Genomic DNA, 26,266 nt, shown 5'->3' with positions numbered 1-26,266 from the left:
TAAATTACTTTTTCACATCCATATCTACAGTACGAAGAGATTCATCTCCATTTCGTAAATAGCTATTTACGAGACTTAAAAGTAACTTCCCACCAACTAACATTGCATGTTCATCAAAATCAAATTGAGGATGATGATGCGGATATGTTGCTCCTATTTCTTCATTACCCGCACCTGTGAAGAAAAATGCTCCTGGAACATGCTCTAAGTAGTATGCAAAATCTTCACCACCCATAATCGGCGGCACTTCAATGACCCTTTCTCTTCCAAGATCACGTTCTGCAACCTCCATAAAATGACTCGTTTCCTCTACATGATTTATTAATATTGGATAGCCACGTTTATATTGAATATTAACTTCAGCCTGAAGAGACTGACAAATCCCCTCAACAACTCGTCTAAATTCCTTCTCCATATATTCTCTTACTTCAGGATCTAACGTTCGAATGGTTCCTGTAAACATAGCAGTATCCGCAATAATATTATCCGCTTGACCAGCATGGAATGTACCAACTGTTAAAACTACGGATTGAAGTGGATCGACTTTTCTACTAACTAACAGTTGCAACTGGTTAATAATTTGTGTTGCAACAATAATAGCATCTACAGTATGATGTGGCATACCTCCGTGACCACCTCGCCCTTGAACCTTCACCTCAAAAGAATCAGCTGCCGCCATCATTGCTCCTGCTTTCGCACCAACAATTCCTACAGGCATTTGAGAAGATACATGCGTACCAAAAACAACATCTACTCCCTCTAAACAACCATCCTCAATCATAGCGATAGCCCCGCCAGGCTCTTTCTCTTCTGCATGTTGGTGTATAAGAACTATTTTTCCAGAAAGCTGGTCTCTATGATCACTTAATATTTTTGCAACTCCTAAAAGTGTTGCTGTATGTCCATCATGGCCACAAGCGTGCATTACGCCCGGAACCTTTGATTTATATGAAACTTTCTTTTCATCTTGAATAGGTAGTGCATCAAAGTCAGCACGCAACGCGATTGTCTTCCCAGATTTCCCACCTTCAATTACGCCGATGATTCCTCTTCCCCCGACATCTGTTTTCACATCAATATGAAAACTTTTTAAGATTGCAGCTATTTTTTTCGGTGTTTCTATTTCTTGAAACGATAGCTCTGGGTATTGATGAAAATCTCTTCGCCACGAAACCATTTGGTTATACAAACTTTCCAACTCTTTATGCCATGTTTCTATCATAGAAATTCCCCTTTCTTTTTTAACACTTTAAATTTAATTTACATAACATTCTGTATTTAATCAATAAAAAGGAGAACTTTCTCTGAAACTCCTCCTACTATTCTAGAATCGTCTAATTACTATTTTGCTTCAACACAAATACTGAAAGTTCAGGTACACTCCAAAATCTAACCGGCATTCGGGTTGTCCCAATACCTCGATTTACGTATAAATGTAACGGCTTATTCTTCCCTTCTAATTCATACATACCTTCAACATAGCTCTCAGCTAATTTTGTAGTAATTAATGGACCTATAAAAGGAATTTGAACTTGTCCTCCGTGACTATGCCCTGAAACTTGAAAATCAACTGGATAACAAGCTACTTTGTCTACAACATCCGGCTCATGTACTAATAGCATATTGAAATCTTGTTGCCTTACATGTTTTAAAGTCGCGGCTATTTGCGGCTTCCCTAATAAGAAATCATCCAAACCTGATATTGTAATATATTTGCCGTTTCCCACTTCAATTTTCTGAACTTCATTTACTAATACAGAAAAACCAGCTTCCTCCATATACTTTTTATAAAACACACTACCACCCCCGCCCCTATCATGATTCCCAAACACAGCATATTTCCCTAAGGGAGCATTAATTTTCTGCAAAATAACCTTCGCTTCATCTTTTTCCGCACTATAAGATCCAAACTTATCTATTAAATCTCCTGTGAAAACTACTATATCTGGATGCAATTCATTCATCTTCTCCACCAAATTCTCTAGTTGTTTCAATGTAAACTCTGGTCCTAAATGTACATCTGAGAATTGCAATATTTTTTTATTATTAAACTCTTTAGGAATCGTCGGGGCTTCTATTTCATTCCACGTAACTGTTATTAGTTTTCGTTCTATTTCTGTCGCATAGAAATACAAGCTTACTGGAATCATTACTATACTTATGAAACTTATAATAAATTTCTTTAAGATTGATTTTTTTTGTTCTTTTTTTACATGATGCGTATTCATGTTTTCACCTCTAGATGTAGTTTAAAATCCTTTTGTTACATTGATGTGACAACATGAAAAAAATTGGGGTTTCAACACGTTGTAGCAAATATGTTTGTTATCCCAGCTGCAATTTTTACCGGTCATGTAACTTGGATTGAATATTTCCCAAACTTCTTGTTTTCTTTGGGAATTTAGTAGGCGGTTTGTATTTTGTAGAACTACCTTATTTCATATCTTATAATAAGAAACTACCTACAAATAAAGAGAAGACTGAAATACAGAACAAATCTATATCCGCTTAAATGGAATGGTTATAAAGTAGGCCTAAAAAATATTACAAATTTCATTTTTTTCGTGAATATATCTACGTACACTTGTTCTCGAATGTTTTATACGTTATAATAACAACTTAAATAGCATTATTTACATATGAGGTGAAAAACATGAATAAAACAGAATTAATTAAAAACGTAGCACAAAATGCTGAGATTTCTCAAAAAGAAGCTACTGTAGTTGTACAAACTGTAGTAGAATCAATCACTAACGCTTTAGCTGCTGGTGAAAAAGTACAACTTATCGGATTCGGTACATTCGAAGTTCGTGAAAGAGCTGCTCGTACAGGCCGTAACCCACAAACTGGTGAAGAAATGCAAATCGCAGCTTCTAAAGTACCTGCTTTCAAAGCTGGTAAAGAACTAAAAGAAGCTGTAAAATAATGAAAAAATAGCCTTCTCGTTTATGAGAAGGCTATTTTTTCATAACATAATTAATAAAAATCTGACCATTGTGCTGTTTTTTTTGTTCCTTTATGCAAATAAAACCTTTCCTTTCAAAGAAAGATTTTGCTGTAATACTCGCCTCTGTATATATATCCCCGTGCCCTAAGTTCACTGCTTCTTTTTCTAACTTCTGTAATATGTATGAAGCTACCCCTTTTCCTTGATAATCTTTATGCGTAAATAAGCGATCTATGTAATACTCATCATTATAATCCCCAAACCCCACTATCACACCTCTATACTCAGCAACGTAACAAATATTCTTTTCTAAAGACTGTAGCCATCTTTCTCTATCTAGTCGCTTTGGCGCCCATGCCTGTAGCTGTAACTCGTTATAATCTCTTGCATTCACCGTATGAACTGTTTCATAGAACAATTGTAATACTGTTTCTAAATCCTCTTTCTGGAATGTCCTAATTATAATATCCGTTAACATATATGAGTCTCCTTACTAAACTAACACTCGGCTTTCTACTATAATAAGATTCAATATTGCTGCTTTATTATACCTTTTTTCTTTTTATACAAACAAAAAAACAACACTTATTCAAAGTATTGTTTTTTTGTATAAAAGCATTTTCAATTGCTCTATAAATTAAAATTTTTATTATTTTAATTTCACTCTTTGCAATCTTAGTGCATTTAATACGACTGATACCGAGCTAAATGCCATCGCCGCCCCTGCAACCCAAGGTGCTAAGAAACCTAATGCTGCAATTGGGATCCCTAAGCCATTATAAGCTAACGCCCAGAATAGGTTTTGCTTAATATTTCTAATCGTCATTTTACTCATAAAAATTGCATCGGCAATACTATTTAAATCACCACGGATTAACGTAATATCCGCTGCTTCCATCGCTACATCCGTTCCTGTTCCAATTGCCATACCAATGTCTGCTATAGCAAGAGCAGGAGCATCATTTATTCCATCTCCAACCATCGCTACTTTCTTACCTTGCGCTTGCAGTTTTTTCACTTCTTCTGCTTTTCCTTCTGGCAATACTTCTGCAATTACGTGATCAATACCAACTTGCCCTGCAATTGCCTGAGCAGTTTGTGTATTATCCCCTGTAATCATAACAACGTCTAGACCCATTTTCTTAAGTCGTGCGATAGCTGCTTTTGAAGTATCTTTTACAGTATCCGCAACAGCAACTATTCCAGCATACTCCTTATCTATCGCTATTAACATTGCTGTTTTTCCTTCTCGCTCTAGCTCTTCCATCGATTTAGAAACTTCTTCAATATCAATATTAAACTTCGTCATTAATCGACGTGTACCAATTAATAATTGTTTCCCTTCAACAATCGATTCAATACCGAACCCAGGAATTGCTTCAAATGTTTCCGAACTTGGTATATCAATTTTCTTTTCTTTAATTCCTTCTACTATCGCTTCTGCAAGTGGGTGTTCAGAATTTTTTTCTGTCGCTCCTACTAAACGTAGTATTTCTTCTTCATGGAATCCATCTGCTACAATTATATCTGTTAACACTGGCTTCCCATTTGTCACAGTACCCGTTTTGTCTAAAATAACCGTATCTAATCGGTGCGTTGCTTCTAAATGCTCTCCACCTTTAAATAAAATACCATACTCAGCTGATCTTCCTGATCCAGCCATAATAGATGTAGGTGTCGCAAGACCTAACGCACATGGGCAAGCGATAACAAGTACTGCTATCATTTTCTCAAGCGCTCCGCCAAAATCACCAGGTGTAACAAATATCATCCACACTGCAAATGTAATAATAGCAATCACAACTACAACCGGTACGAAAATACCAGAAATTTGATCAGCTACCCGTTGAATAGGCGCTTTCGATCCTTGCGCTTCTTCTACTACTTTAATAATTTGAGCTAATGCCGTATCTCTACCTACCTTAGTTGCTTTAACTTTTAAAAATCCATTTTTATTTATTGTAGAACCAATTACTACATCTCCAATTGTTTTATCAACTGGAATACTTTCACCCGTTAACATCGATTCATCAATCGCAGATTTTCCTTCTACAATTTCTCCATCAACTGGTATTTTTTCACCAGGTTTTACATAAACGATATCACCAGCTACCACTTCTTCGATTAAAATCTTCATTTCTGTTCCATCTCGCACAACTGTAGCTGTTTTCGCTTGTAATCCCATTAACTTTTTAATTGCTTCTGATGAACGTCCCTTTGCCTTTGCTTCAAATAATTTACCTAAAATAATTAATGTAATAAGTACCGCACTCGTTTCAAAATATAAATCTGTCATATGTTCCGAAGAACCAATAGATTGAATACTTAAATATACACTATAGAAATAAGCGGCCGACGTTCCAAGTGCCACGAGAACATCCATATTCGCACTTTTATTACGTAACGCTTTATAAGCTCCAATATAAAACTGTCCACCAATGATAAATTGAACAGGAGTTGCAAGGGCTAGCTGTACCCAAGGGTTCATTAGCATATCAGGTAAATAAATAAACGATGTAAATGAGAAATGACTCACCATTGCCCACAATAACGGGAATGATAAAATAAACGAAATAATAAATTTCTTCTTTTGTCGTTCAATTTCTTGTAAGCGATGATCTGTTGATCCATCTTGCTCATCTGATTTCACTTCTAATTTATATCCTAACTTTGTAATCGTACTCTTCATTTCATTTACACTGACTTCATCAGGATTAAAGTCTACCGTTGCCGACTCTAAAGCGAAATTAACCGTCGCTTTGTTCACACCATCTAACTTATTTAAACGCTTTTCAACTCTATTCGCACATGCTGCACATGTCATTCCTGAAACAGTAAATTCAGCTTTATCACTTACAATTCCATATCCTAACGATTCAACTTTTTCTTTAAAGTGTTGCGGATTTGTTTTAGTTGGATCGTACATTATTTTTGTTTTTTCAAGTGCAAAATTTACATTTGCATCATGAACACCTTCTACTTTTTTCAGACCTTTTTCAATTCTATTGGCACATGCTGCACATGTCATTCCTGATATTTGAAGATTGGCCTCTTTTTGTTCATTCATGTCTCTCACCTCTATATACCCTTATAAGGTATAATTATTAGCAAAATAAATCGTACTTCGTTTAAAGTACGATTTATTTCCATATCTAAAAATAATTATTGAACATCGTATCCTTGATCTTCGATTACAGCAACGATATCTTTTAATGTTATAGCAGACGAGTCGATAGTAACTTCAACAGTTCCTTCTGCTAATTGAACCTTCACTTGTTCAACACCGTTTAGCTCTTTCACACTGCTTTCGATAGAGTTTACACAATGTCCACAAGACATACCTTCAACTTTTAATGTTAACTGTTCCATTTAAAATCCTCCTCTTGTTTCTTCATTGTTTGTTAATCACAACTACATCTTACCATACCCCCCTAAGGTAATCAATGGTTTTGTATCATGATTTTTCAATTATTTTCTAAACGTTTATTTTACACACACTTTTTCACTACAATACACCTAAATCCAATATACGGGTAAACAAAAAAAACAAGCCAGTTACATACTAGCTTGTTTTTACGCTTTTGAAAAACGTTCAAATACTGTCATTAATTCTTCAATTGCTTCGTCACCATTTCCATTTTTAATAGCTCCTGAAACACAATGACTCGTATGATTTTTTAAGACACCCATTCCTACTTTTTTCATCGCTGCATTAATCGCTGAAATTTGCACTAAAATATCAACGCAATAACGATCATTTTCAATCATATTTTGAATACCACGAACTTGTCCTTCGATTCTCTTCAATCTATTTATAATTTGCTCTTTTTCTTTTTCTGATCTATGTGTTACTGATTCATGCTCTTTATGATCCATATTATCACCTTCTTAAAATTTCTCTTCATCCAATAAAACAATTGCTTTTATGAGTATACTAATTATAGCATTAAATATCCATGTATGATACCCCATATGAGTATATTTCCACTTTATGATTATTCTTAACACATTATTAGCTTCTCAGTCTCAATTTTTATTATACCCTTTCCTTTTTGTAAAAAAATCATTATATCTCCAATCAAAATCCAATAAAGTGAAACTTTAATTAGCACTCCCCAATCGGGCTTTTACGGGTAGCCTGCCCGGCAAATAGCGGTATAAATTGAAACAATAATAAGCGGGGATTGTCCATCCCCGCTTATTATTCGCCTACAAATATAAAAGCCTCAATCTTCACACGTTTAAATTGAGACTTTTTTCTTCCTATATATAGTTATTGCTGATCACATACTTTTGTATCATTCACTACTGAAGTTCCTTCAACGGTCACCGTATGAAAACAATCATTCACTCGAACTGTCACAACATTATCTTGCCGATCAATGATATGATATTCATTAAAATTTTTATTCAGAGCACTGCGAATTTGTTCTCCTTCATAAATTGGGATGCCATGTGATAGAACCCAAATCAGTCCAGCGATAGCAAGAATAGTTTTCATACGATCTACCTCCTTGAGAATATAGTGAACTTTTAATCCGCGCTTTTTCAGCTCTATCCCTCTTGATTTGAATGAATCAAGCCTTTTTGGAAATAAGTTCATTTCGTCTATTTTATGTTTATGCTAATTGTGACGGAAATGTGACAACTTTTTGTCTCTTTAGACGAAAAGTTGAAACAAAACTTTCAAAAAGGACAATTCTACTTATGAAAAAAGGTTATGGAATGTTTCATCCATAACCTTTTTTCAGCCCTATTTTATAACTCATCCACCGTACTTCATGTGGTTTTAGTAGACTTGTTTTATTTTTATTTATCAACATCAAAGCAAAATTTCGAAAAAACCTCCCACACAAGTTCATTTCTACTACTTACCCCAATCTTTTCAAAAATGGATTTTAAATGATCTTGTACTGTGTATATAGATATACACAGTTCTTGGGCTAATTCCTTTGTCGACATACCTGTAAGAATTTTACGTATTACTTGCTTCTCACGTGTTGTAAAACTATAAACTTCCATAATAAGTGGAAAGATTTCTTCTGGTCTTGCTCTTTCGAAAAGAACAACATAACCACCCTGAAAACTACTTGTACATTCTAACTTACTGGCCCGAATGATTAGAAAATGTCCATAGGCTAAAGGTATACAAACTTTTTCTTCTCTCCGTATGCAATCTACATTATATTCGGTAGCCTTTACTTTTGAACAAACTGCTCGTATTGGCCTTGGTATTTCTTTTAAATTTAACTGTTCATACTTTCTAAGATTTGAGAGCCAATCGCTGCCATCTTGATTCGAATATAATAAATTAAAATCCTCACTTAATATAATCGTGCCTGTCCCTATCACCTTCTCTTCTGAAAAAGGTATAGAAAATGCCTTTTTTAAAGCCTCTCCAGCAATTGGGACTATCGTTGCTAAGTACTTACAATCCTCGATATGAAAAACGGGACTGGTACTCCCTCGAAATAAACTAAGATGCCCAAAACATTTCCCCTTACTTATACAAACGCCCCTTAATTCATCTCCAAAACTTGCTGGTTGTAAAATATTTCGGTATCTAGAACTTTTCTTTTGCTCACCATTTGTCGCCATACTAAGAGCAGCAACATGAGGTGAGTGTTCTGATAAATATTTAAATTTATTAAAATCATCTTCTAGAAATTCATTCATAAACAATTGTGGATGAATCTTTTCAACACTTGCATCCGTAAATGCCCCAGTAGATAAAAAAGAAATTGGGTCTATAATTGTAAAACAAGCGGCTTCAAAATCAATGACTTTACGAATCAAGTGGAGAAATGACTTTTGAAATGTCCTTATAGAACTTATACGATTCGCTACCATTGTAATTTCTTTCGTTGTTTTTTCATACATCCTCTTCCCCCCAGATTTATGGGATTGTTCACCTTCATACATTTATTTCATAATAAAGCTATAGCACATATACTAAGGAGGTCAAAAATGAATTGGAATGATACTACCGTAAGTTCATATGAACAAAGAATTCCATTAAAAATCCCAAGCTACTACACCCTATACGACATGATAAATCATTTCTTGTTTACTACACTCCCTAAAGAACATATCAATCCGAATTTACTAGTTATAGGTGCTGGAGGTGGACAAGAAATCCTCTCAATAGGTAAACAAAATAGCAATTTATCTTTTACAGGTGTTGATCCATCTGAAAGCATGATACAGTTAGCTAAAAAAAGAATTGAAAACGAAGGCGTACAGAATCAAATTCACTTCGTACATGGAACTGTCCATTCATTATTACCAAATTCGTTATTTGACACCGCTACTTGTATGCTTGTTCTTCATTTCATCCCAACTATTGAGGAGAAAAAAGAGCTTCTTCATGAAATTAGTAGGCGTTTAAAACCTGGTGCTCCATTCTTTCTCTCTACAATAAATGGTGTACCCCATACAAGTATGTTTTCTGCACAATTGAATGCTTGGCAAAACTACATGATACAAAATCAAATTCCATTAGAAGATTGGAACCGATTTGAAAATTCTTTTGAAACAGACATATTTCCTATTTCCGAAAATAATCTACTTGCTATTATGGAGGAATGTGGATTTACTCAAATCAATCGCTTTTTCACTAGCTTTTTAATTGATGGATACGTAGCAATAAAACTATAATGAAAAAAGGTAAGCAATCGCTTACCTTTTTTCATATACTTCTTCTACACTTGACTAATAAATCGCAATCCTTTACTTAAAGACGTTGGGACAACAGATGCGTGATTCTCCCCTTCCGCTTCATAAAACTTAAATTTAAGTTTATCATGTGTTACTTGGAGAAGTCGCTCTGATAATTCATTTGCACCTACAACCATATGCTCTCGTTCTAGTGACCCAACTGTAAGGAATACCCCTGTTTCAAACTTAGCATTGTTTAATTCATTTATAAGGTTCTCTTCTTTTTCAAGTACAGATCGGTTATTCCACCAAATAGATGGACTACTAATAAAATAATTTTGAAAGGCATTTACGTTTGTAAATAGTATGTGTAAAGCAAATAGGCCACCTAGCGAATGCCCAAATAACGTTTGTTTTCCTTTATCAATCGCAAAACTTTTTTCAATTTGCGGTTTAACTTCTTCTTCAATAAAAGTAAAGAAGTTATGTGCTCCTCCTGTTTTAGGCCACGGTTTACCGTCTGGTTTTAAAGGAGCATCTTTTGAAATTACGCTAGGTGTAAAATCATAGCATCTTTCTTCTCCTGAAAATGCTCCTTCAATTGGATAACCGATACCTACTATAACGGCTGGTGAAACACCTGTTTTTTCAGCCCTTACTGATTGTATTTTAACCGCTTCATGAAATGTTTGAAAAAAGGCATTGCCATCTAATACGTATATGACAGGGTATCCTGAATCCGGTGCTGGTTGCCTCGGCTTTGAAATATGAATTTGATATTCCTTACCCTCTACTTTTGAATACATTTTCCACTGTTCTGTATTAGATGTAATAATCTGCTGTTTTTCAATAGTAGTATTCACCCTATCTCCCCCTTTTAGCTCGTTACATATATTTCTACTTTTTCTTCTTGAGATACAACACTATCATAACCGAAACAAACAGGAGCCCCATTATACGGGTCAATCATGACACGTGCATCAATATGAAATACTTCTTTTAAGACTTCATTTGTAATAATTTCTTCTGGACTACCAGTTTTAACAATTTTCCCATCTTTCATTGCAATAATTTCATCGGAAAACCTTGCTGCGTGGTTAATATCATGCAATACCATTACAATCGTACAGTTATGTTCTCTATTTAACTTTTCTACAATTTGCAATACATCTAATTGGTGAGACATATCAAGATATGTAGTCGGTTCATCTAATAGCAACACTTCTGTCTCTTGTGCTAAAGCCATTGCTAGCCATACCTTTTGTCGTTGACCACCTGATAAATTTGCAATTTGTCTCGTTCTAAATTCTGAAGTTTTCGTTATATCTAATGCCCAATCAATGATTTCTTTATCTTTTGAGGTTAACTTGTTTACGTTATTTCGATGTGGATAGCGTCCATAAGAAATTAATTCTTCTACTTTAAGCTCTCCTGGTGCAATCGGAGTTTGCGGAAGTAAAGCTAACAGCTTGGCAATTTCTTTCGTTGGAATTGTATTTAAATCCTGTCCTTGCAAATACACTTTACCGCTTTTTTGCTTTAAAATTCGTCCCATCGTTTTTAATAGTGTTGATTTACCGCACCCGTTTGGCCCTATAATTGTCGTTACTTTTCCTTCTTGTATTTCCACATTTAAATCGCGAAACACTGTAAGTTTTTCATAACTCGTTTCTAAATTTTTTGCACTTAACATACTCACTTTTATTCCTCCTCTTACGCTTTCGCCTTATAAAGTAAATATAAGAAATACGGTACACCGACAATAGAAATAACGATTCCAACTGGTAACTCTACAGGTGTGAAAACTGTTTTTGCAATAAAGTCTGAAGCAATTACAAGAAATATTCCGATTACTCCGCACGTAGGAATGATATGCTTATGCTGAATACCAACAAGTCTTTTCGCTATATGCGGTGCCATTAGTCCGATGAAACCAATACTTCCTGAAACAGCAACACATGCGCTTACAAGTCCGATACTACTTAATAGTAAAATTGATTTCTCTCTTTCTACTGAAACACCTAAACTCGTAATACTCGTTTCTTCCAATTGAAATAAATCTAATAAATAAGCTTTCTTCTGTATCAGTGGAATTAAAATGATAAGCCACGGTAACATAGCAATAATATACTTCCAGTTTGCACTATATATGCTTCCAGACACCCAAACTGCAGCCATCTCAAAATCTGTTGATTTCATTTTGAGTGATAAATACATAGAGAATGCGCCAAACCCTGAACCGATTGCAATCCCTGTTAACAAAAGTCGCTGCGAATCTAACTTACCGTTTTTCCAAGAAAACAGATAGATTATAATGGCTGCACCTAATCCACCAACTAGGCCAAACATCGGCATCATCATTATAGAAATCCAGTCTGTGCTCTTTAATTGTCCTTGAAAGAAAAACATAAAAATGACGATAGCTGTACCTGCTCCGGCATTTACTCCTAAAATACCTGGGTCCGCCAAACCATTTCTCGTAATCCCTTGAATTACAGCACCCGCAACGCCTAATCCTAATCCTACTAATCCAGCAATTACAATGCGCGGAAGACGAAACTCAAAAATAACTAAATCATGCTCTGGTAACGGATCTATTCTAAAAAGTGTTTTAAATACATCTGTAATCGTAATATCAAACGTTCCATTCGTTAAACTAATATAAATGGCACATAGTATTAAAAATATAATAATCCCCATCGTCATTCCAAAACGTTGACTTGAACTTTTAAGCATGTCTCTCTCCTCCTCTTGTACGGATTAAATAAAGGAAGAAAGGAATCCCAATTAAAGATGTAACGACTCCAATTGGCGTTTCAAATGGATAGTTTACAAATCTACTTAATACATCACATAAAGCTAAGAAAACTCCACCAATAACACCCGCACATGGTAAAATCCACTTATAATCTACCCCAATAATAAAGCGAGTAATGTGTGGAATAATTAAGCCTACAAAACCAACTTTTCCTACTAAAGCAACTGCTGTTCCTGTTAAAAAAATTACTGATAAAATTGCCATCGCTTTTACTAGTTTTGTACGCTGCCCTAGATTAATAGAAACTTCTTCTCCTAAAGAAAGAATGGTAATAGATTTCGCTATTAACAGCGCTAAAACTATCCCAATTATCCCAAAAGGTATCGTAATTTTAATTATATTAGGGTCCACTTGGTCTAACTTTGCATTAAACCAAAAACTAACATTTTGAGAGATTTGGAAATACGAAGCCATCGCAGCTGATACACTGCTTAAAAATGTTCCAATAACTGTCCCTATAATTGCTAACCTAACAGGAGATAAGCCATTTTGAAGAAGTGAGCCAAAACCAAACACGATACCGGCCCCTAGTGCAGAACCAATCATTGAACATAAAACCATACCGATCGATGACATTCCTGGAAGAAAAATCATACATAGTGTAATAACAAAGGCTGCACCATCCGTCACACCCATAATAGAAGGGGATGCAAGATAGTTTCTTGTCATCCCCTGCATAAGTGCTCCTGATATGGCTAGAAATGCTCCGACTAAAAGAGCTGCAACTACCCTTGGTAAACGTGAAGTAATAATAATATTATGATTTACATCGCTTGAATCAAAATGAAATAATGCGTTCCACACTGTTTCAGCATCAATACTTTTCGCACCATACAAAATAGAAAGTATAACTGTAGCTAAGATGAGTATGGGTGCTATACATAATATAGTTACTGGTACTGCATTTGTTTTCTGCATATCATTCAACGCACCTTACTTATTGTATTATTTAGATAAATTTTTCACTGCTTCTTTTAAGAATGCTGTTTTACTCCAAGCTGTACCACCTTGTGCCATTGGATCCACAACGTTTACAAATACTTTCTTTTCTTTCGCAGCATTCATACTTTGCCAAATTGGATTGCTTTCAATTTCTTCTAGTACTTTCGGGTTTTTATTTTCACTTGCCTCGTATTGTAAGAAAATATAATCCGGGTTAAGTTCAGCAAGTTTTTCAAATGAAATTTTCTCTTGTGCTTTTACAGTTTTCAATTGCTCTGGAGCAGTTAGTCCAAGATCTTTATAAATGACAGGGTTAAAGTATACGCCTTCAGGATAGAGGAATAATTCGTTTGCTCTCAGTCTAACGACAAGTACTTTTTTGTCTTTTAACTTATCTCCTAGTTTTGCTTTTGCTTTTTCAGCGTCCGCATTGTAATCTTTAATAATCTTTTCTGCTTTATCTTTTTTACCAGTTAATTCTCCCATTAACTTTAAGTTATCTTCCCAATTTGTTGAAACGTGTGATACTGGGAACGTCGGAGCTACTTTCGTAAACTTTTCAGCTGTTTCTGCTGGGAATTTCGTACTTGATGTAATAACATCTGGTTTTAATTGAAGTAATGTTTCAAAATTCGGTTGCATTTTCTCACCAACAGATTTTGCACCCTCTAAATCTTTTTCAAGATACTTTGGTAATTTACCACCTACAGTAATCGCACCAACTGGTTTAATTCCAAGTACTGCCGCATCTTCCATTGACTCTAAACTAGCTGTCGCAATTTTATCTACTTTTGCTGGCACTGTATATTCTTTACCTAAATATGTAATTTTTCGTTTTTCATCTTTTTTTGTTTCCGTAGCTTTTGTCTGTTGCTTTTGCTCCCCTGAAGTTTTATCCGCACTATTACATGCCGCTAACCCTACACTTAAAACTGTAACCATCCCTAATGTAAATAACTTCTTGTTCATCTTCATATATCTCCTCTCGAAACCTGTAAATAGATTATTTTTATATAAAAACTTAACTACATGAAACTTGTTCTAAGCATATATTTCATTAGATTAATAATTTTATCCGGAACTCATTCTCATTCACTTCCCCTAAACTATAATTCTTTTATACTTCATCCATTGATAATTCTTTTCGTTGATAATGATTATCGTTACTAAGTATATATTTAATATGTAATTATTTCAAGAATGATTTGAAAAATTTTAACAAACTGAATTAAAAAGAAGTATCCGCCTATTATTAGCGAGATACTTCTTTTTTTAGAAATTTATATGTAATTCAACTGGACAATGATCTGATCCTATTATTTCACTGTTAATTTTCGCATCCGTTATTTGCCCTTTTATTCTGTCCGAGACAACAAAATAATCTAAACGCCATCCGATATTTTTCGCTCTTGCTCCCATACGATAGGACCACCAAGAGTATGCCCCTTCCTGATTAGGATAAAGGTGACGGTACGTATCAACAAATCCTTCTTCTAAAATACGTGTAAACTTCTCCCTTTCTTCATCAGAGAATCCAGGGTTTTTACGGTTACTTTTTGGATTTTTTAAATCTATTTCTTTATGAGCAACATTTAAATCTCCACAGAAAATAACTGGTTTCTTTTCATCTAATTGCTTTATGTAAGCCCTGAAATCATCTTCCCATTCCATTCTGTAATCTAAACGCTCTAATCCTCGTTTTGAGTTTGGCGTATATAACGTTATCATGTAAAAATCTTCGAATTCTAAAGTAATGACTCTTCCTTCTTGATCATGCTCTTCAATGCCTAAACCGTACGTAACAGAAAGCGGTTCTTTTTTCGTAAAAATTGCCGTTCCTGAATAGCCTTTTTTCACAGCATAATTCCAATATGTATAATATCCCTCTAGATTTAAATCAATTTGTCCACTCTGTAATTTAATTTCTTGTAGACAAAATATATCTGCATTGGATTCCTCAAGATATTCTAAAAATCCACCTTTTGTGATAACTGCACGTAAACCATTTACATTCCATGAAATTAACTTCACTTATAATCCTCCTCTTGCTGTTCACTTTCAAAGTTCATGCTATCACAAAATAGAAAAACAATCATATTTTCATCTTTGTAATCTTGCTCTTACATTTTTGAATACGTACATACGCACTTTATTCAGGTTATACTAATTTCAGAGGTGATGTTCTTTGCACAATGGAGAATTTATGTTAACAAGTGTGTATTGGCAAGCAATTATTCATAATGATTCTTCCTATGACAACAAATTCTTTTATGCTGTGAAATCAACTGGTATCTTTTGCCGACCATCGTGTAAATCAAGAATACCGAATCAAAACAATGTACGAATTTTTCTTCATGCAGAGCAGGCATTGCATGAAAACTTTCGTCCGTGCAAACGTTGTAAACCAAATGGGATTACTTTACCAAATGAAGAGTGGGTAGAACAAATTAAAGAGTATATTGAAAAGCATTTTGACGAAGCATTAACTCTCGACATACTGGCGGAAATGTGCCACGGTAGCCCCTTTCATTTACAACGCACTTTCAAAAGAATAACAGGAATTAGCCCAATGGAATATATACAGCAATTCAGGATTGTAAAAGCGATGGAATATCTTTCACATACAAAGCAATCCGTTAAGGAAATTAGTACTGCTGTCGGGATAGAAAACCAAGAGTATTTCGCAACTTTATTTAAAAAGAAAACTGGATTTACTCCTACTGAATATCGAAAAAAGAACGTAATGAAAGAGGTAGACAATAATGAATTCCTACAAAAATAAATCTATATATTGGGCGCTACTTACACATAAAAATTGGTGCTTTCATATTGCTGCAACTGAAAATGGAATTTGTTTCATTGGATCACAAGACGCAAACTTTGAAGAACTAAATATATGGGCTAGAAAAAAACAGCCCCAACATATATTGACTTGCAATCCAGATTACATGCAAACATATACGAAAGAAATTATGGAGTATTTAGAAAACAAGCGTGAAACTTTTACTTTCCCTATCGATGCTTACGGAACTGCTTTTCAATTATCCGTTTGGAATACGGTACGTGAAATTCCTTACGGGAAGACCTATTCTTATTCAGAAATTGCAGAAAGAATTCAAAAACCTACAGCTGTGCGTGCCGTTGCTTCTGCTATTGCCGCCAACCCTCTTCTCATTACGATTCCTTGCCATCGCGTTATAGGAAAAGATGGAAAACTAACTGGTTTTAGAGGCGGATTAGAAATGAAAAAAGAATTGCTCACATTAGAAAAATTACAGGTGGAATTCATATGACAGCAGAATATAATAACGCATTGACTTTAGCAGCTCCAAAAGAATTTAATTTCCAAGAAAACTTACGCTATCTATCACGTTCTAACAATGAATGTATGTTTCACATTGAAGATAACAAAATTTATAAAGTCATTCCTGTTGAACATGTAAACCCTTTAGTTGAAATTAGTATAAATACTGACGGAAATATTCAAATACGTTTTTTAGGAGAATCCTATAACTCTGAAAAATGGGTATGTGATGCTGTAGCTAACTACGTAATAGAGTGGTTTGATTTCACTACCGATTTAGCTCCTTTTTATACATTAGCTAAACATGACCCACTCCTTCAAGGCCCTATTCAAGATTATTATGGGCTTCGCACATTAGGTATTCCAGATTTATTTGAAGCACTTTCCTGGGGAATTATCGGTCAACAAATTAACCTCGCATATGCTTATACGCTAAAAAGAAGATTAGTTGAACAATTTGGAAGTTACGTAAAATGGAACGATAGAAAACATAGGATATTCCCATCACCTGAAACAATTGCAAATTTACATGTAGAGGATCTTAAAAAATTAAAAATGACGACTAGAAAATGTGAATATTTAATCGGTATTGCGAGGCTTATTACAGAAGGGAAACTATCAAAAGAATCGTTACTACAAACACAAGATGTAAAAATTGCTGAAAAACAATTAACCGCTATCCATGGTATAGGACCGTGGACTGCCCACTATGTTTTAATGCGCTGTTTACGCTTCACTTCAGCCTTTCCAATTGATGATGTTGGTCTGCATAATGCAATTAAATTTATTACATGTTCCGAAAATAAACCGACTAAACATGAAATAAAAGACTTTGCGGCAAACTGGACAAATTGGGAATCTTATGCAACTTTTTATTTGTGGCGCGTGCTATATTAAAAAGAACCAAGTAGCACATTCGTACTACTTGGTTCTCGTCTAAGCTTGTTCTTCAAATCGTCTTGCGATTTCTACAATAACTTGAACAGCTTTTTCCATAGTATCTACCGAAACATACTCAAATTTACCGTGGTAGTTTTCACCACCAGTGAAAATATTTGGCGTCGGTAATCCCATATATGATAATTGTGATCCATCTGTTCCACCGCGAATCGGGTGAATGTTCGGTTCGATATTTAAACTTTTCATCGCTTCATATGCAATATCAACAATTTCTCTTACCGGTTCAATTTTTTCAAGCATGTTATAATATTGATCATTCATTTCTAAAACGACCGCATCTTGCCCATACTTCTCTTGCATTTGCTTCACAATATTTTCAACGTTATTTTTACGTGTCTCAAAATTTTCACGATCAAAATCTCGAATAATGTAATACGCTTTACTTTGCTCAACATCACCATTTAAAGAAAGTAAATGATAGAACCCTTCATAGCCTTCTGTATATTCTGGCGCCTCTTCTACTGGTAAATGCCCGTTAAACTCCATAGCAAGTTTCGTTGCGTTACGCATTTTATTTTTCGCTGTTCCAGGATGTGTATTCGTTCCGTTAAACGTTAACTTAGCACCTGCAGCATTAAAACTTTCATACTCTAAACCACCTAATGGACCTCCATCCATCGTGTAAGCAAATGATGCACCAAACGCTTCTACATCAAAATGCGCTGGCCCACGACCAATTTCTTCATCCGGTGTAAATGCTACTCTTATTTTCCCGTGCTTAATTTGCGGATTATGTATTAAATAGTTCATTGCAACCATAATTTCTGTAAGACCAGCTTTATCATCTGCTCCTAGAAGTGTTGTACCATCAGTTGTAATAATCGTATGACCTTTATATGATGGTAATTCCGGGAACTGCTCTGGTGTTAATACAACATTTAACTCTTCATTTAACGTAATTGCATGACCATCAAAATTTTCATGAATTTGTGGTTTTACGTTTTCCCCTGTAAAGTCTGTTGCCGTATCTAAATGGGCTAAAAATCCGATTACAGGCACATCCTTGTCCGTATTAGCGGGAAGTGTTGCCATTACATAACCATTGTCATCCATCGTTACTTCTGTTAACCCAATTTCTTTTAACTCTTCAACTAATAATTTACCAAATTCAATTTGTCCAGGTGTTGTTGGCACTGTATGGCTTTCTTCATTTGATTGGGTATCAATTTTTACATATCTCGTAAATCTTTCAATAAGTTCTTTTTTCAAGTTCGTTCACTCCCTTTTCTGTTTCTCTCTCCATTATAATCCTTAAAACGAAATATTTTAACTGTTTTGACTGTGAAGATGTATATTTCATTTACATTGTTAACAATTTTAAACGAATGCTAAAAAGACATAATATTTGTACATTAAAACCGTAACAGGTAACATACATAATTATAAAATATGGGAGGTTTTAAAGATGAGGCTAACTCTCTTTCGCTATTTTCTTTTTTTCTTAGGATTAATTTTCTTTGGCCTTGGAAACGCTCTTGCAGTCAAAGTTAAATTTCTCGGTTTGCATCCTTGGGAAGTTTTAAATATGGCCCTCTACCAAAGATTTGGATGGACCATTGGTACGTGGAGTGTCATATGTGGATTATGTCTCGTTCTCATTTCTTTACTAGTAGATCGAAAATATATAAACGTAGGCACATTTTTAAATGCACTGCTTATCGGTCCTATTATGGACTTTTTCTTACAATCAAATATCCTTCCAAACGCTACTCATTATTTATGGATAAACTTACTCATCTTATTTTCCGGTATTGCAATCACAGGTATTGGGGGAGGTATGTATGTTGCGGCTGGAATTGGTGCTGGACCTCGCGATGGATTCATGCTTACTATTTCCGACAAAACGGGACTGTCTATTAGCCGTGCTAGAATCATAGTAGAATGCGTTGTATTAGTTATTGGATATATGCTAGGAGGTCCTGTTTTCATCGTAACGTTTCTATACACTTTTATTCAAAGTCCAATCTTTCAGCAATCATTTAAAGTATTTCAAACACTTTTACACACTTTACATAACAAAAATAAAGAGCAAATTAATGAAAATATATAAAACACAACTAAATACCTATTGCTCTTTTCATTAACTTTCTAACAAATAATTCACCCTATTTACGATTCTCACCGCAAATAGGGTGTTTCTTTTTTTATCTCACAATATAAGAGTATATACTACTCACTCACAGTAAAAGTATAGATATCGTCATAAACACAACCATTTACCCTAATCACATACTCGCCAGGTTTACTAAAACTAATTGTGTATTTATTTAACTGAATTGCTTCTTTATCTCCCGAAAGAACATCAATACTTCTACCACTCAATAAATACTGCTCACTTTGATTCATCTTTACATGAATCGCATTAAAATTCTCCTCTTGCACTTGCGATGTTTCTGCAGCACCTATACTTGGTTCTAAAAAAAGTAGTCCACTTAATCCAATTGTCCCCGCTAAAGCTACTCCCGCAAATTTTCTCATCTTTTTCATCACAATGACCTCCTTCTAAATGTAGCGCAAAGGTGATGTCTCCCCCTTACACCACAAAGCCTATATGTAACGGAATAAAAAGTAAACACGTACAACAAGACAAAATTCTACATCTTTTTCTTCTATTGAATATAAATCCAATGTTTGGAGTTTTGTCATATTTAAAATGGTTTCCTTAAACCAATTTTCCCATAATTTATTCAAATACTGAATAATTACTTATTGATGTAACATTCTAAAAATAGTTGATAAAGATGCTTTCTATTCAAATAAAAAAGATTTTGCTATAAAAGTAACTTTTACAGCAAAATCCATGCAACCAATTTTATTCCGCTTTCCATAATCTCTCTACGTTCATTAATTGTTCTTCTTTAAATTCCATCTTATATATATCCGGTTTTGCTGTATTCATTAAAAATTCAAGTCCATATTGCTTATCAAAATAGTTCATCATCAATGTCATGACAAGCCCATGTGTACCAATTACAATTTTGCGCCCTTGAAAATCGATTAAGATTTCTTTTAATACTTTCACTACTCTTCTCTGACAATCCGCATATGACTCTCCTTCCGTTCGTGCAAAGTCCGGATTAGAGAACATCCTCTTTACAAGTGGATACACCTCTTTGTCTAATATAATCTGATCCTCACTTGCAAATCGACACTCTTTAAGATTTTCATATACTACTATTTCTTTTTCATAGAAATTAGCTGCCTCTTCTATCGTTAACATAGCTCTCTTATACGGACTTGAAATGAAAGTATCAATTCCCTCTGTTTTTAATATCTCAGTTACTCTATGAGTATCTAAATTTCCTTTCTCAGTTAATCCACGTGTTCTTTCATTCCCCTCTATTTTAAGTGATTCGCCATGTCTAACCATGTAAATAAATGTACTCATAATTCCTCCTTAAGATTTTTTATACATCACGTTAATCTGTCCCATCCAAAAACTTAGGCGTAATCGCAATATTAATTTATTCTCCTTTAATATACTTTATACACTTTGCTAAGTTGTTCTTCTAATCCACTCTCCTACTAAACTCTCAAATAGTTCAGGCTGTTCAATTTGCAAATTATGTCCTGCCGTGTCTAACACAGCTAATGTCGCTCTTGGATAATTTTCAATCATTCCTATAATATCTTGATACCCTACCGTTATATCTTGTCTTCCAGCTAATAAAAGAACGGGTTTCTCATATTTCTTACGGTGAAAATCTATAGTAAGAGGGTAATTCTTTTGCAACCTTTCAATAAATTCATAATTAGCAACATCTAATCCTGGCTTAATTTCTTCTTTGAATCGTGTATATGTATATTCATTTGCTACCACTGCCAAATCGCAAAATTCTTCTCTTTCGATAGAAGTGAGCGTATTTAAAAACTCCTCGTCTCGTACAAGTACCTGTTTATCCGGTAAAAGTCTTTCTTTTGGTTGTGCTACAACAACAGGACATACTAACAATAACCCATTAACCTTCTCAGACATTTTTGAAAGTATCCCTCTAGCCAAATATCCTCCGTACGATTCTCCTACCAATAAAAATTTTTCAGTAGAAATAATCTCCTCAATAAATGCAATAAGTACTTCTAATATATGGTCTGAACTATTTATCCAATCTGGAGCATTCGATTTTCCCATGCCAGGTAAATCAATATAAATTCTTTGATATCCTTCATATTTTTGAAATACTGATTCCATACATCTTTGCATTAACCTATGATCAGGGGCACAGCCATGTATAATAAGGACTGGTTTACCCTCTCCAACAATTTCGTAGTATATTTCTGCATCTTTAATTCGACATAACATTAAAAGTTCACCCTTTTTTTACATTTTTAATGGCAACACTATCAAACCCACAAAATCATACGTTCTTATCTTATTACTTTTTTTAACTAATTTTCAATTATAAATTTTCAGATTATAAAAACAAAAAGTCTTCCCTTTAATTTTATAACCTAGAAGGAAGTCCCTTATCAGTTTATATGTAATTTTGCATCTCTGCTTGCAAATCACTAAAAAACCTTTACAATCTAAAGGATGACTAAATATACAAATTCTATCTACATTCCTTATAAACTAAAAATTATTGAACGTAATACTTTTTCAATTTTAAGAAGTATTACACTCTTCAATTCTTTTCTTATTAGCATGCTTTTTATATGGAAATCTGATACAATCCTTAAGTAATATTATTATGTATAGATATTACGAATATGGTGCATAATTAAAGAAGGTGATTTTATTGAAATTAAATAAAAATTTACAACTATGCATATTAATCACAACATTAGTATGCTATTCAATCTATTTTATGTTTTTCTTTCTGTTCCCTACTCATTTTTCAAATTTCAATGTACGCTTCGCTTCACTCATCATTGAAACCATTACATTTGTATCACTAATTTACTCTATATATTCTAAAAAAGTTAGTTCAAATCCTTTTTGGATATGTATCACAATAGCAATTGGTAGTTTTTTATTAGGAAAAATAGTATATACGTATCAAGATAACTTTTTTGAAATTCCAATACATCGTTTTACTATTTCTGATGTATTTTACATGTTTTTTCTATTCTTCTGCCTTATCGCTTTCTGCTATAAAATCTTAAAAGAATGCAACAAATGGGAAAAGGCATTCTTTATTTGTGATCTATGTATAGTACTCATTTCCGTATTCACATTAGAATGGTATTTATTTAATCAGCCAGATTTAAATATATTTTCCCTTTCACTGGGAGATATTTTTCTTTCCTTTCTATATCCAATTGCAGACCTATTATTTCTTCTACTAAGCGTTAGTCTCTTTTTCCGTCCAACTGTTTTTAATTCCAAACGGAAAATTTATATTTTTATTTTTGTGTTAATAAGTTCTGCAACTTTTAACTATATTTATTTCTACCTATATAGCCATTTAGCAAATGATACTATAACGCTATTACGTCTTTTATATAGAGTACCTATATTACTCATCGCAATAGCTGGTTCCATTTCAGACGATTATAATAGCAATAAAAATTATTTTACTGTACACCCTAAATTAGGGAAAAAAGTTTTAGTCGTATTCCCCTACCTTGCCGTCGCAATACTAATCGGGTTTACGTTAAAAGAACAAACATCATCTTCCACTCTCATTACAGGAAATTGTATCGCTTTTGTTTTTGTACTTATTCGACATTCTATTGTGGGTATGCAAAATGCTACTCTAACAAAACGTCTACAAGCATTTAATGCTCAACTTGAAGATAAAGTTACTTTAAGGACTTCTGATTTAGTCCATAAGTCAGAGGCTCTATCTCAGAAACAGCAAAAATTCGAATCATTATATGAATATCATCCTGATCCCATTTTTACAATTGATTTAAATGGAGTATTCTTAAATGTAAATGAGGCAGGAAGCGTCCTGCTCGGAGCACCAACAAACGAGTTACTCGGTGAGACATGTTTCTCGATCATTTTAGATGAAGATAAACACAAACTGGTAACTGCATTAGAAAAAGTTAAACAACAAAAATCGGCATCCTTACAACTTAGTTCTCAATATAAAGATGGTTTTATTTATTTTTTATACGTTACCATCGTCCCTATTATGATAGATGGACAAATTTCAGGAAGCTATATTATGGTAAAGGATATTACCGCACAAAAAAAACAACAAGAAGAAATAAAATATTTAGCATTCCACGATACTGTAACGAAAATTGGGAATCGAGCCTATTTCCATAAGAAATTAAGAAAAGTTATAAAGAATGCTCAAACAATAAATAGTGAGTTTGCATTATTATATTTAGATTTAGACCGCTTTAAAGCAATTAACGATACACTTGGGCATTCGTCAGGTGATTATATATTAGAAGAAGTGGCACAGCGAGTCCAATCATGTCTTCCATCACATACTTATGTATCAAGAATCGGTGGCGATGAATTTACAATCTTAATTGAAAACTATACTGACTATGATTCCTTATTCCAGTTATGTAACGAATTATTTGAAAGTATGAAAAAACCATTTGTCATACATGAACAAAAATTAAATGTATCACTTAGTATTGGTATCGCTATTTATCCACATTCTGGAATCGATGCCTCTACACTTTTGAAAAACGCTAATGTCGCAATGTATGATGCGAAAGAAAAAGAGCTTAACTCGGTCTCTATTTATGACGATGTAATCGCTAAAAAAATTGAAAGACGATTACGATTAGAGAAAGATTTACCAAACGCACTTCAAAATGAAGAATTGTTCCTTTTATATCAACCTCAAGTTGACAGTAAATCGAACAAAATTATCGGTGCTGAAGCTTTGATCAGATGGAACCATCCTGAATTAGGTGTTATTTCTCCATACGAATTTATTCCTATTGCCGAAGAAACACTACAAATTATTCCAATAGGAAAATGGACATTACAACAAGCTTGTGAGCAAATGAAACGTTGGCATGCACTCGGGTATTCTCATTTAAAAATAGGAGTAAATTTATCTGCTAAAGAATTTGAACAAGAAGATTTTGTAAAGTCTATTTCATCTACTTTAGCAACTACAGGCTTACCAGCGAGTTCTCTCGATCTTGAATTAACAGAACGAATTGCAATGATGGATGAAAGAGAAACATTAATAAAACTGCGTACACTAAAAAATTTAGGAATTCACATTTCAATCGACGACTTTGGTACAGGCTATTCTTCGCTAGCTTACTTACCTTTATATCCAATCGATACTTTAAAAATCCCGAGGGAGTTTATGACAATGTCTGAAACGTGTGAAGATGGAATGGAAATCATTAAAACGATCATCACATTAGCACATACATTAGAGATGTCGGTTATCGCTGAAGGTGTAGAAACGAAAGAACATGTGAATTTCCTTCAAAAAAATAAATGTCAGTTTATTCAAGGCTACTATTACAGTAAACCTATTTATTCTAATGCATTTACTAAGCTGTTAAAAAACGGTATTCGTCTATAGTATATAGCTCTATACAGCATATAATAGGCTACATAATAATGAATTTGAAAAAGAAAAGGAAAGAAGATATCTTCTTTCCTTTTCTTTTTCCATTTAACCCCCTATTATTTCACCACTTCATTTATTAAATCTATTAGTTGATGAATCCCCTCATCATTTGTTTTCTTATATCCATTCATGTTTTGAACATACCTCTCCTTATTTGCATATAGCTGGTTTACTGCATGTGTAAATGTACTACTACTTGTTCTATCTTGAAGTAAAACTTCCGCATACCCTTGCCTAGAAAAATATTCAGCGTTTAAAACTTGATCCCCTCTACTGGAACCATTAGTTAACGGGATAAGCAACATCGGTTTCTTCAAAAATAACAATTCAGAAATAGCAGTAGAACCCGCTCTGGAAACGACAACACTTGCCATATTCAATATATGCGGCAATTCTTCCCCTATATATTCAAATTGCATATAACCTTCCATGCCAATAGATGAATCTATCTTTCCTTTACCACACATATGAACAATATTAAAACTTAATAATAATGTATCTAAACTTTTCCTTACCATATCATTTATCCACTTAGCACCTTGACTCCCACCCATAATTAACAATACTGGCTTATCTTGCTGAAATTCACAATAACTTCTTCCTCGTAATACGTTACCTCTCTCAATTTCTTCCCTTACAATTGGTCCTACATAAACTTTTTTCTCGTTACTTACATTCTCCCCTGTATGAGGAAATGTTGTGCATAGTTTTGTAGCAAAAGGCAACGCTATTTTATTTGCTAACCCTAACGTACTGTCTGGCTCACGTATTACGATTGGTACATGATTTAACCATGCCCCTATAACTACAGGAACTGAAACAAATCCTCCTGCCGAAAAGATAACGTCTGGCTTCACTTTCTTAATTAATTTATAACTTTGTAAGCAGCCTTTTATAATTTTAAAAGGATCTTTAAAGTTCTCCCAATCCCAATATCTCCGAAGCTTCCCCGTTGAAATACTATTGTACTTAACATTTTGAACTAATAACTTTTCAATTCCATTTTGAGATCCAATATACTCAACTCCCCATCCTTTTTCCATAAATTTAGGAATCAATACCATATTAATCATAACGTGTCCTGCTGTACCGCCCCCAGTAAAGAGAATCTTTTTATTCATAACTTATATCCA

The 26,266-nt window shown here is 34.1% G+C and carries 26 protein-coding genes and 1 pseudogene; 8 read left to right on the top strand and 19 right to left on the bottom strand.

Going from position 1 to position 26,266, the window contains the following annotated elements; genetic code table 11:
* Positions 1 to 4 precede the first annotated feature (4 nt).
* Together ACS2MN_RS19955 and ACS2MN_RS19950 are read right to left on the bottom strand one after the other, a co-directional pair.
* A complete protein-coding gene (locus tag ACS2MN_RS19955; RefSeq protein WP_000573504.1) occupies positions 5 to 1,222 on the bottom strand; it encodes a M20 metallopeptidase family protein in 1,218 nt (405 codons plus the stop codon).
* A gap of 112 nt (positions 1,223 to 1,334) precedes the next feature.
* Positions 1,335 to 2,228 carry a metallophosphoesterase gene (locus ACS2MN_RS19950; RefSeq protein WP_088055193.1) on the bottom strand — a complete coding sequence of 298 codons (894 nt, stop codon included), beginning with the start codon at positions 2,226 to 2,228 and terminating at the stop codon, positions 1,335 to 1,337.
* 63 nt (positions 2,229 to 2,291) lie between these two features.
* Here ACS2MN_RS19950 and ACS2MN_RS19945 point away from each other — a divergent pair.
* Positions 2,292 to 2,512, top strand: a pseudogene (locus ACS2MN_RS19945) (formate/nitrite transporter family protein); the annotation flags it as partial.
* 141 nt (positions 2,513 to 2,653) lie between these two features.
* Positions 2,654 to 2,926 carry an HU family DNA-binding protein gene (locus ACS2MN_RS19940; RefSeq protein ID WP_001043903.1) on the top strand — a complete coding sequence of 91 codons (273 nt, stop codon included), beginning with the start codon at positions 2,654 to 2,656 and terminating at the stop codon, positions 2,924 to 2,926.
* A gap of 31 nt (positions 2,927 to 2,957) precedes the next feature.
* On the opposite strand, the gene ACS2MN_RS19935 is transcribed toward ACS2MN_RS19940, so the two are convergent.
* The 6 genes from ACS2MN_RS19935 to ACS2MN_RS19910 all read right to left on the bottom strand — a co-directional run bounded on the left by ACS2MN_RS19935 (position 2,958) and on the right by ACS2MN_RS19910 (position 8,827).
* On the bottom strand, positions 2,958 to 3,425 hold the full coding sequence (locus ACS2MN_RS19935; protein WP_000954492.1) for a GNAT family N-acetyltransferase: 468 nt from the start codon (positions 3,423 to 3,425) through the stop codon (positions 2,958 to 2,960).
* A 171-nt stretch (positions 3,426 to 3,596) separates the two neighbouring features.
* The gene (locus ACS2MN_RS19930) at positions 3,597 to 6,014 is read right to left on the bottom strand and encodes a heavy metal translocating P-type ATPase (RefSeq protein ID WP_346994985.1); all 2,418 of its coding nucleotides are present in this window, start codon (positions 6,012 to 6,014) and stop codon (positions 3,597 to 3,599) included.
* Positions 6,015 to 6,109: 95 nt separating this feature from the next.
* The gene (gene copZ, locus ACS2MN_RS19925) at positions 6,110 to 6,316 is read right to left on the bottom strand and encodes a copper chaperone CopZ (RefSeq protein WP_000436968.1); all 207 of its coding nucleotides are present in this window, start codon (positions 6,314 to 6,316) and stop codon (positions 6,110 to 6,112) included.
* 204 nt (positions 6,317 to 6,520) lie between these two features.
* Positions 6,521 to 6,823: a metal-sensing transcriptional repressor gene (locus ACS2MN_RS19920; protein WP_000349642.1), complete on the bottom strand. Its 303-nt coding sequence runs from the start codon at positions 6,821 to 6,823 to the stop codon at positions 6,521 to 6,523.
* Positions 6,824 to 7,220: 397 nt separating this feature from the next.
* The gene (locus tag ACS2MN_RS19915) at positions 7,221 to 7,448 is read right to left on the bottom strand and encodes a hypothetical protein (RefSeq protein WP_000849103.1); all 228 of its coding nucleotides are present in this window, start codon (positions 7,446 to 7,448) and stop codon (positions 7,221 to 7,223) included.
* Positions 7,449 to 7,756: 308 nt separating this feature from the next.
* A complete protein-coding gene (locus tag ACS2MN_RS19910) occupies positions 7,757 to 8,827 on the bottom strand; it encodes a helix-turn-helix transcriptional regulator (protein WP_000273068.1) in 1,071 nt (356 codons plus the stop codon).
* Positions 8,828 to 8,914: 87 nt separating this feature from the next.
* Between ACS2MN_RS19910 and ACS2MN_RS19905 the strand changes: the two genes are divergently transcribed.
* On the top strand, positions 8,915 to 9,604 hold the full coding sequence (locus ACS2MN_RS19905; protein WP_087950624.1) for a class I SAM-dependent methyltransferase: 690 nt from the start codon (positions 8,915 to 8,917) through the stop codon (positions 9,602 to 9,604).
* 44 nt (positions 9,605 to 9,648) lie between these two features.
* Here the strand turns inward: ACS2MN_RS19905 and ACS2MN_RS19900 are convergent, their stop codons facing one another.
* The 6 genes from ACS2MN_RS19900 to ACS2MN_RS19875 all read right to left on the bottom strand — a co-directional run bounded on the left by ACS2MN_RS19900 (position 9,649) and on the right by ACS2MN_RS19875 (position 15,395).
* Positions 9,649 to 10,467, bottom strand: a complete 819-nt coding sequence (locus ACS2MN_RS19900; RefSeq protein ID WP_001098325.1) for an alpha/beta hydrolase — start codon at positions 10,465 to 10,467, stop codon at positions 9,649 to 9,651.
* A 14-nt stretch (positions 10,468 to 10,481) separates the two neighbouring features.
* Complete coding sequence (locus ACS2MN_RS19895) at positions 10,482 to 11,303, bottom strand: ABC transporter ATP-binding protein (RefSeq protein ID WP_088055195.1); 822 nt, start codon at positions 11,301 to 11,303, stop codon at positions 10,482 to 10,484.
* Between the two features lie 14 nt (positions 11,304 to 11,317).
* Positions 11,318 to 12,340, bottom strand: coding sequence for a FecCD family ABC transporter permease (locus ACS2MN_RS19890; RefSeq protein ID WP_000920444.1), 1,023 nt, complete (start codon positions 12,338 to 12,340; stop codon positions 11,318 to 11,320).
* Complete coding sequence (locus tag ACS2MN_RS19885) at positions 12,333 to 13,340, bottom strand: FecCD family ABC transporter permease (protein WP_001173039.1); 1,008 nt, start codon at positions 13,338 to 13,340, stop codon at positions 12,333 to 12,335. The genes ACS2MN_RS19890 and ACS2MN_RS19885 overlap by 8 nt, the downstream gene beginning before the upstream one ends.
* Before the next feature lie 27 nt (positions 13,341 to 13,367).
* The gene (locus tag ACS2MN_RS19880) at positions 13,368 to 14,333 is read right to left on the bottom strand and encodes an iron-hydroxamate ABC transporter substrate-binding protein (RefSeq protein WP_001035500.1); all 966 of its coding nucleotides are present in this window, start codon (positions 14,331 to 14,333) and stop codon (positions 13,368 to 13,370) included.
* A gap of 303 nt (positions 14,334 to 14,636) precedes the next feature.
* Complete coding sequence (locus ACS2MN_RS19875) at positions 14,637 to 15,395, bottom strand: exodeoxyribonuclease III (protein ID WP_000767623.1); 759 nt, start codon at positions 15,393 to 15,395, stop codon at positions 14,637 to 14,639.
* Between the two features lie 172 nt (positions 15,396 to 15,567).
* Between ACS2MN_RS19875 and ACS2MN_RS19870 the strand changes: the two genes are divergently transcribed.
* Genes ACS2MN_RS19870 through ACS2MN_RS19860 form a run of 3 tightly spaced genes read left to right on the top strand, consistent with a single transcriptional unit; the run spans position 15,568 to position 17,565 of the window.
* Positions 15,568 to 16,146 (top strand): bifunctional transcriptional activator/DNA repair enzyme AdaA, encoded by a 579-nt coding sequence (locus ACS2MN_RS19870; RefSeq protein WP_346994988.1) that lies wholly within the window; start codon positions 15,568 to 15,570, stop codon positions 16,144 to 16,146.
* The gene (locus tag ACS2MN_RS19865) at positions 16,127 to 16,657 is read left to right on the top strand and encodes a methylated-DNA--[protein]-cysteine S-methyltransferase (protein WP_001089818.1); all 531 of its coding nucleotides are present in this window, start codon (positions 16,127 to 16,129) and stop codon (positions 16,655 to 16,657) included. Before ACS2MN_RS19870 ends, ACS2MN_RS19865 begins: the two co-directional genes overlap by 20 nt.
* The gene (locus ACS2MN_RS19860; RefSeq protein ID WP_000123495.1) at positions 16,654 to 17,565 is read left to right on the top strand and encodes a DNA-3-methyladenine glycosylase 2; all 912 of its coding nucleotides are present in this window, start codon (positions 16,654 to 16,656) and stop codon (positions 17,563 to 17,565) included. Before ACS2MN_RS19865 ends, ACS2MN_RS19860 begins: the two co-directional genes overlap by 4 nt.
* 39 nt (positions 17,566 to 17,604) lie before the next feature.
* On the opposite strand, the gene pepT is transcribed toward ACS2MN_RS19860, so the two are convergent.
* Positions 17,605 to 18,837 (bottom strand): peptidase T, encoded by a 1,233-nt coding sequence (pepT, locus tag ACS2MN_RS19855; protein WP_000711886.1) that lies wholly within the window; start codon positions 18,835 to 18,837, stop codon positions 17,605 to 17,607.
* 196 nt (positions 18,838 to 19,033) lie between these two features.
* On the opposite strand from pepT, the gene ACS2MN_RS19850 reads away from it, so the two are divergent.
* Positions 19,034 to 19,678: a YczE/YyaS/YitT family protein gene (locus tag ACS2MN_RS19850; RefSeq protein WP_001241266.1), complete on the top strand. Its 645-nt coding sequence runs from the start codon at positions 19,034 to 19,036 to the stop codon at positions 19,676 to 19,678.
* A gap of 119 nt (positions 19,679 to 19,797) precedes the next feature.
* Here ACS2MN_RS19850 and ACS2MN_RS19845 read toward each other — a convergent pair whose 3' ends face one another.
* The 3 genes from ACS2MN_RS19845 to ACS2MN_RS19835 all read right to left on the bottom strand — a co-directional run bounded on the left by ACS2MN_RS19845 (position 19,798) and on the right by ACS2MN_RS19835 (position 21,928).
* On the bottom strand, positions 19,798 to 20,115 hold the full coding sequence (locus tag ACS2MN_RS19845; protein WP_000738754.1) for a hypothetical protein: 318 nt from the start codon (positions 20,113 to 20,115) through the stop codon (positions 19,798 to 19,800).
* A gap of 325 nt (positions 20,116 to 20,440) precedes the next feature.
* On the bottom strand, positions 20,441 to 21,016 hold the full coding sequence (locus ACS2MN_RS19840; protein ID WP_000102869.1) for a histidine phosphatase family protein: 576 nt from the start codon (positions 21,014 to 21,016) through the stop codon (positions 20,441 to 20,443).
* 108 nt (positions 21,017 to 21,124) lie between these two features.
* The gene (locus tag ACS2MN_RS19835) at positions 21,125 to 21,928 is read right to left on the bottom strand and encodes an alpha/beta fold hydrolase (protein WP_000882569.1); all 804 of its coding nucleotides are present in this window, start codon (positions 21,926 to 21,928) and stop codon (positions 21,125 to 21,127) included.
* Positions 21,929 to 22,364: 436 nt separating this feature from the next.
* On the opposite strand from ACS2MN_RS19835, the gene ACS2MN_RS19830 reads away from it, so the two are divergent.
* Positions 22,365 to 25,085 carry a sensor domain-containing protein gene (locus ACS2MN_RS19830; RefSeq protein ID WP_000773582.1) on the top strand — a complete coding sequence of 907 codons (2,721 nt, stop codon included), beginning with the start codon at positions 22,365 to 22,367 and terminating at the stop codon, positions 25,083 to 25,085.
* Positions 25,086 to 25,189: 104 nt separating this feature from the next.
* Here the strand turns inward: ACS2MN_RS19830 and ACS2MN_RS19825 are convergent, their stop codons facing one another.
* Entirely contained in the window at positions 25,190 to 26,254 is a 1,065-nt protein-coding gene (locus tag ACS2MN_RS19825; protein WP_001035075.1) for an undecaprenyldiphospho-muramoylpentapeptide beta-N-acetylglucosaminyltransferase, read from the bottom strand.
* Between the last annotated feature and the right edge of the window lie 12 nt (positions 26,255 to 26,266).

It is taken from the genome of Bacillus cereus group sp. BceL062, assembly GCF_051780025.1.
GTDB lineage: Bacteria > Bacillota > Bacilli > Bacillales > Bacillaceae_G > Bacillus_A > Bacillus_A toyonensis.
This window is presented reverse-complemented; position numbering and strand designations above follow the sequence as displayed.

Bases quoted from the DNA above. Each gene is read 5' to 3' on its own strand.
- ACS2MN_RS19955 (WP_000573504.1), bottom strand. From the start codon at position 1,222: ATGATAGAAACATGGCATAAAGAGTTGGAAAGTTTGTATAACCAAATG.
- ACS2MN_RS19845 (WP_000738754.1), bottom strand. From the start codon at position 20,115: ATGAAAAAGATGAGAAAATTTGCGGGAGTAGCTTTAGCGGGGACAATT.
- ACS2MN_RS19940 (WP_001043903.1), top strand. From the start codon at position 2,654: ATGAATAAAACAGAATTAATTAAAAACGTAGCACAAAATGCTGAGATT.
- ACS2MN_RS19950 (WP_088055193.1), bottom strand. From the start codon at position 2,228: ATGAATACGCATCATGTAAAAAAAGAACAAAAAAAATCAATCTTAAAG.
- ACS2MN_RS19930 (WP_346994985.1), bottom strand. From the start codon at position 6,014: ATGAATGAACAAAAAGAGGCCAATCTTCAAATATCAGGAATGACATGT.
- ACS2MN_RS19840 (WP_000102869.1), bottom strand. From the start codon at position 21,016: ATGAGTACATTTATTTACATGGTTAGACATGGCGAATCACTTAAAATA.
- ACS2MN_RS19885 (WP_001173039.1), bottom strand. From the start codon at position 13,340: ATGCAGAAAACAAATGCAGTACCAGTAACTATATTATGTATAGCACCC.
- ACS2MN_RS19825 (WP_001035075.1), bottom strand. From the start codon at position 26,254: ATGAATAAAAAGATTCTCTTTACTGGGGGCGGTACAGCAGGACACGTT.
- ACS2MN_RS19870 (WP_346994988.1), top strand. From the start codon at position 15,568: ATGTTAACAAGTGTGTATTGGCAAGCAATTATTCATAATGATTCTTCC.
- ACS2MN_RS19880 (WP_001035500.1), bottom strand. From the start codon at position 14,333: ATGAACAAGAAGTTATTTACATTAGGGATGGTTACAGTTTTAAGTGTA.
- ACS2MN_RS19910 (WP_000273068.1), bottom strand. From the start codon at position 8,827: ATGTATGAAAAAACAACGAAAGAAATTACAATGGTAGCGAATCGTATA.
- ACS2MN_RS19890 (WP_000920444.1), bottom strand. From the start codon at position 12,340: ATGCTTAAAAGTTCAAGTCAACGTTTTGGAATGACGATGGGGATTATT.
- ACS2MN_RS19860 (WP_000123495.1), top strand. From the start codon at position 16,654: ATGACAGCAGAATATAATAACGCATTGACTTTAGCAGCTCCAAAAGAA.
- copZ (WP_000436968.1), bottom strand. From the start codon at position 6,316: ATGGAACAGTTAACATTAAAAGTTGAAGGTATGTCTTGTGGACATTGT.
- ACS2MN_RS19920 (WP_000349642.1), bottom strand. From the start codon at position 6,823: ATGGATCATAAAGAGCATGAATCAGTAACACATAGATCAGAAAAAGAA.
- ACS2MN_RS19935 (WP_000954492.1), bottom strand. From the start codon at position 3,425: ATGTTAACGGATATTATAATTAGGACATTCCAGAAAGAGGATTTAGAA.
- ACS2MN_RS19835 (WP_000882569.1), bottom strand. From the start codon at position 21,928: ATGTTATGTCGAATTAAAGATGCAGAAATATACTACGAAATTGTTGGA.
- ACS2MN_RS19915 (WP_000849103.1), bottom strand. From the start codon at position 7,448: ATGAAAACTATTCTTGCTATCGCTGGACTGATTTGGGTTCTATCACAT.
- ACS2MN_RS19850 (WP_001241266.1), top strand. From the start codon at position 19,034: ATGAGGCTAACTCTCTTTCGCTATTTTCTTTTTTTCTTAGGATTAATT.
- ACS2MN_RS19865 (WP_001089818.1), top strand. From the start codon at position 16,127: ATGAATTCCTACAAAAATAAATCTATATATTGGGCGCTACTTACACAT.
- ACS2MN_RS19905 (WP_087950624.1), top strand. From the start codon at position 8,915: ATGAATTGGAATGATACTACCGTAAGTTCATATGAACAAAGAATTCCA.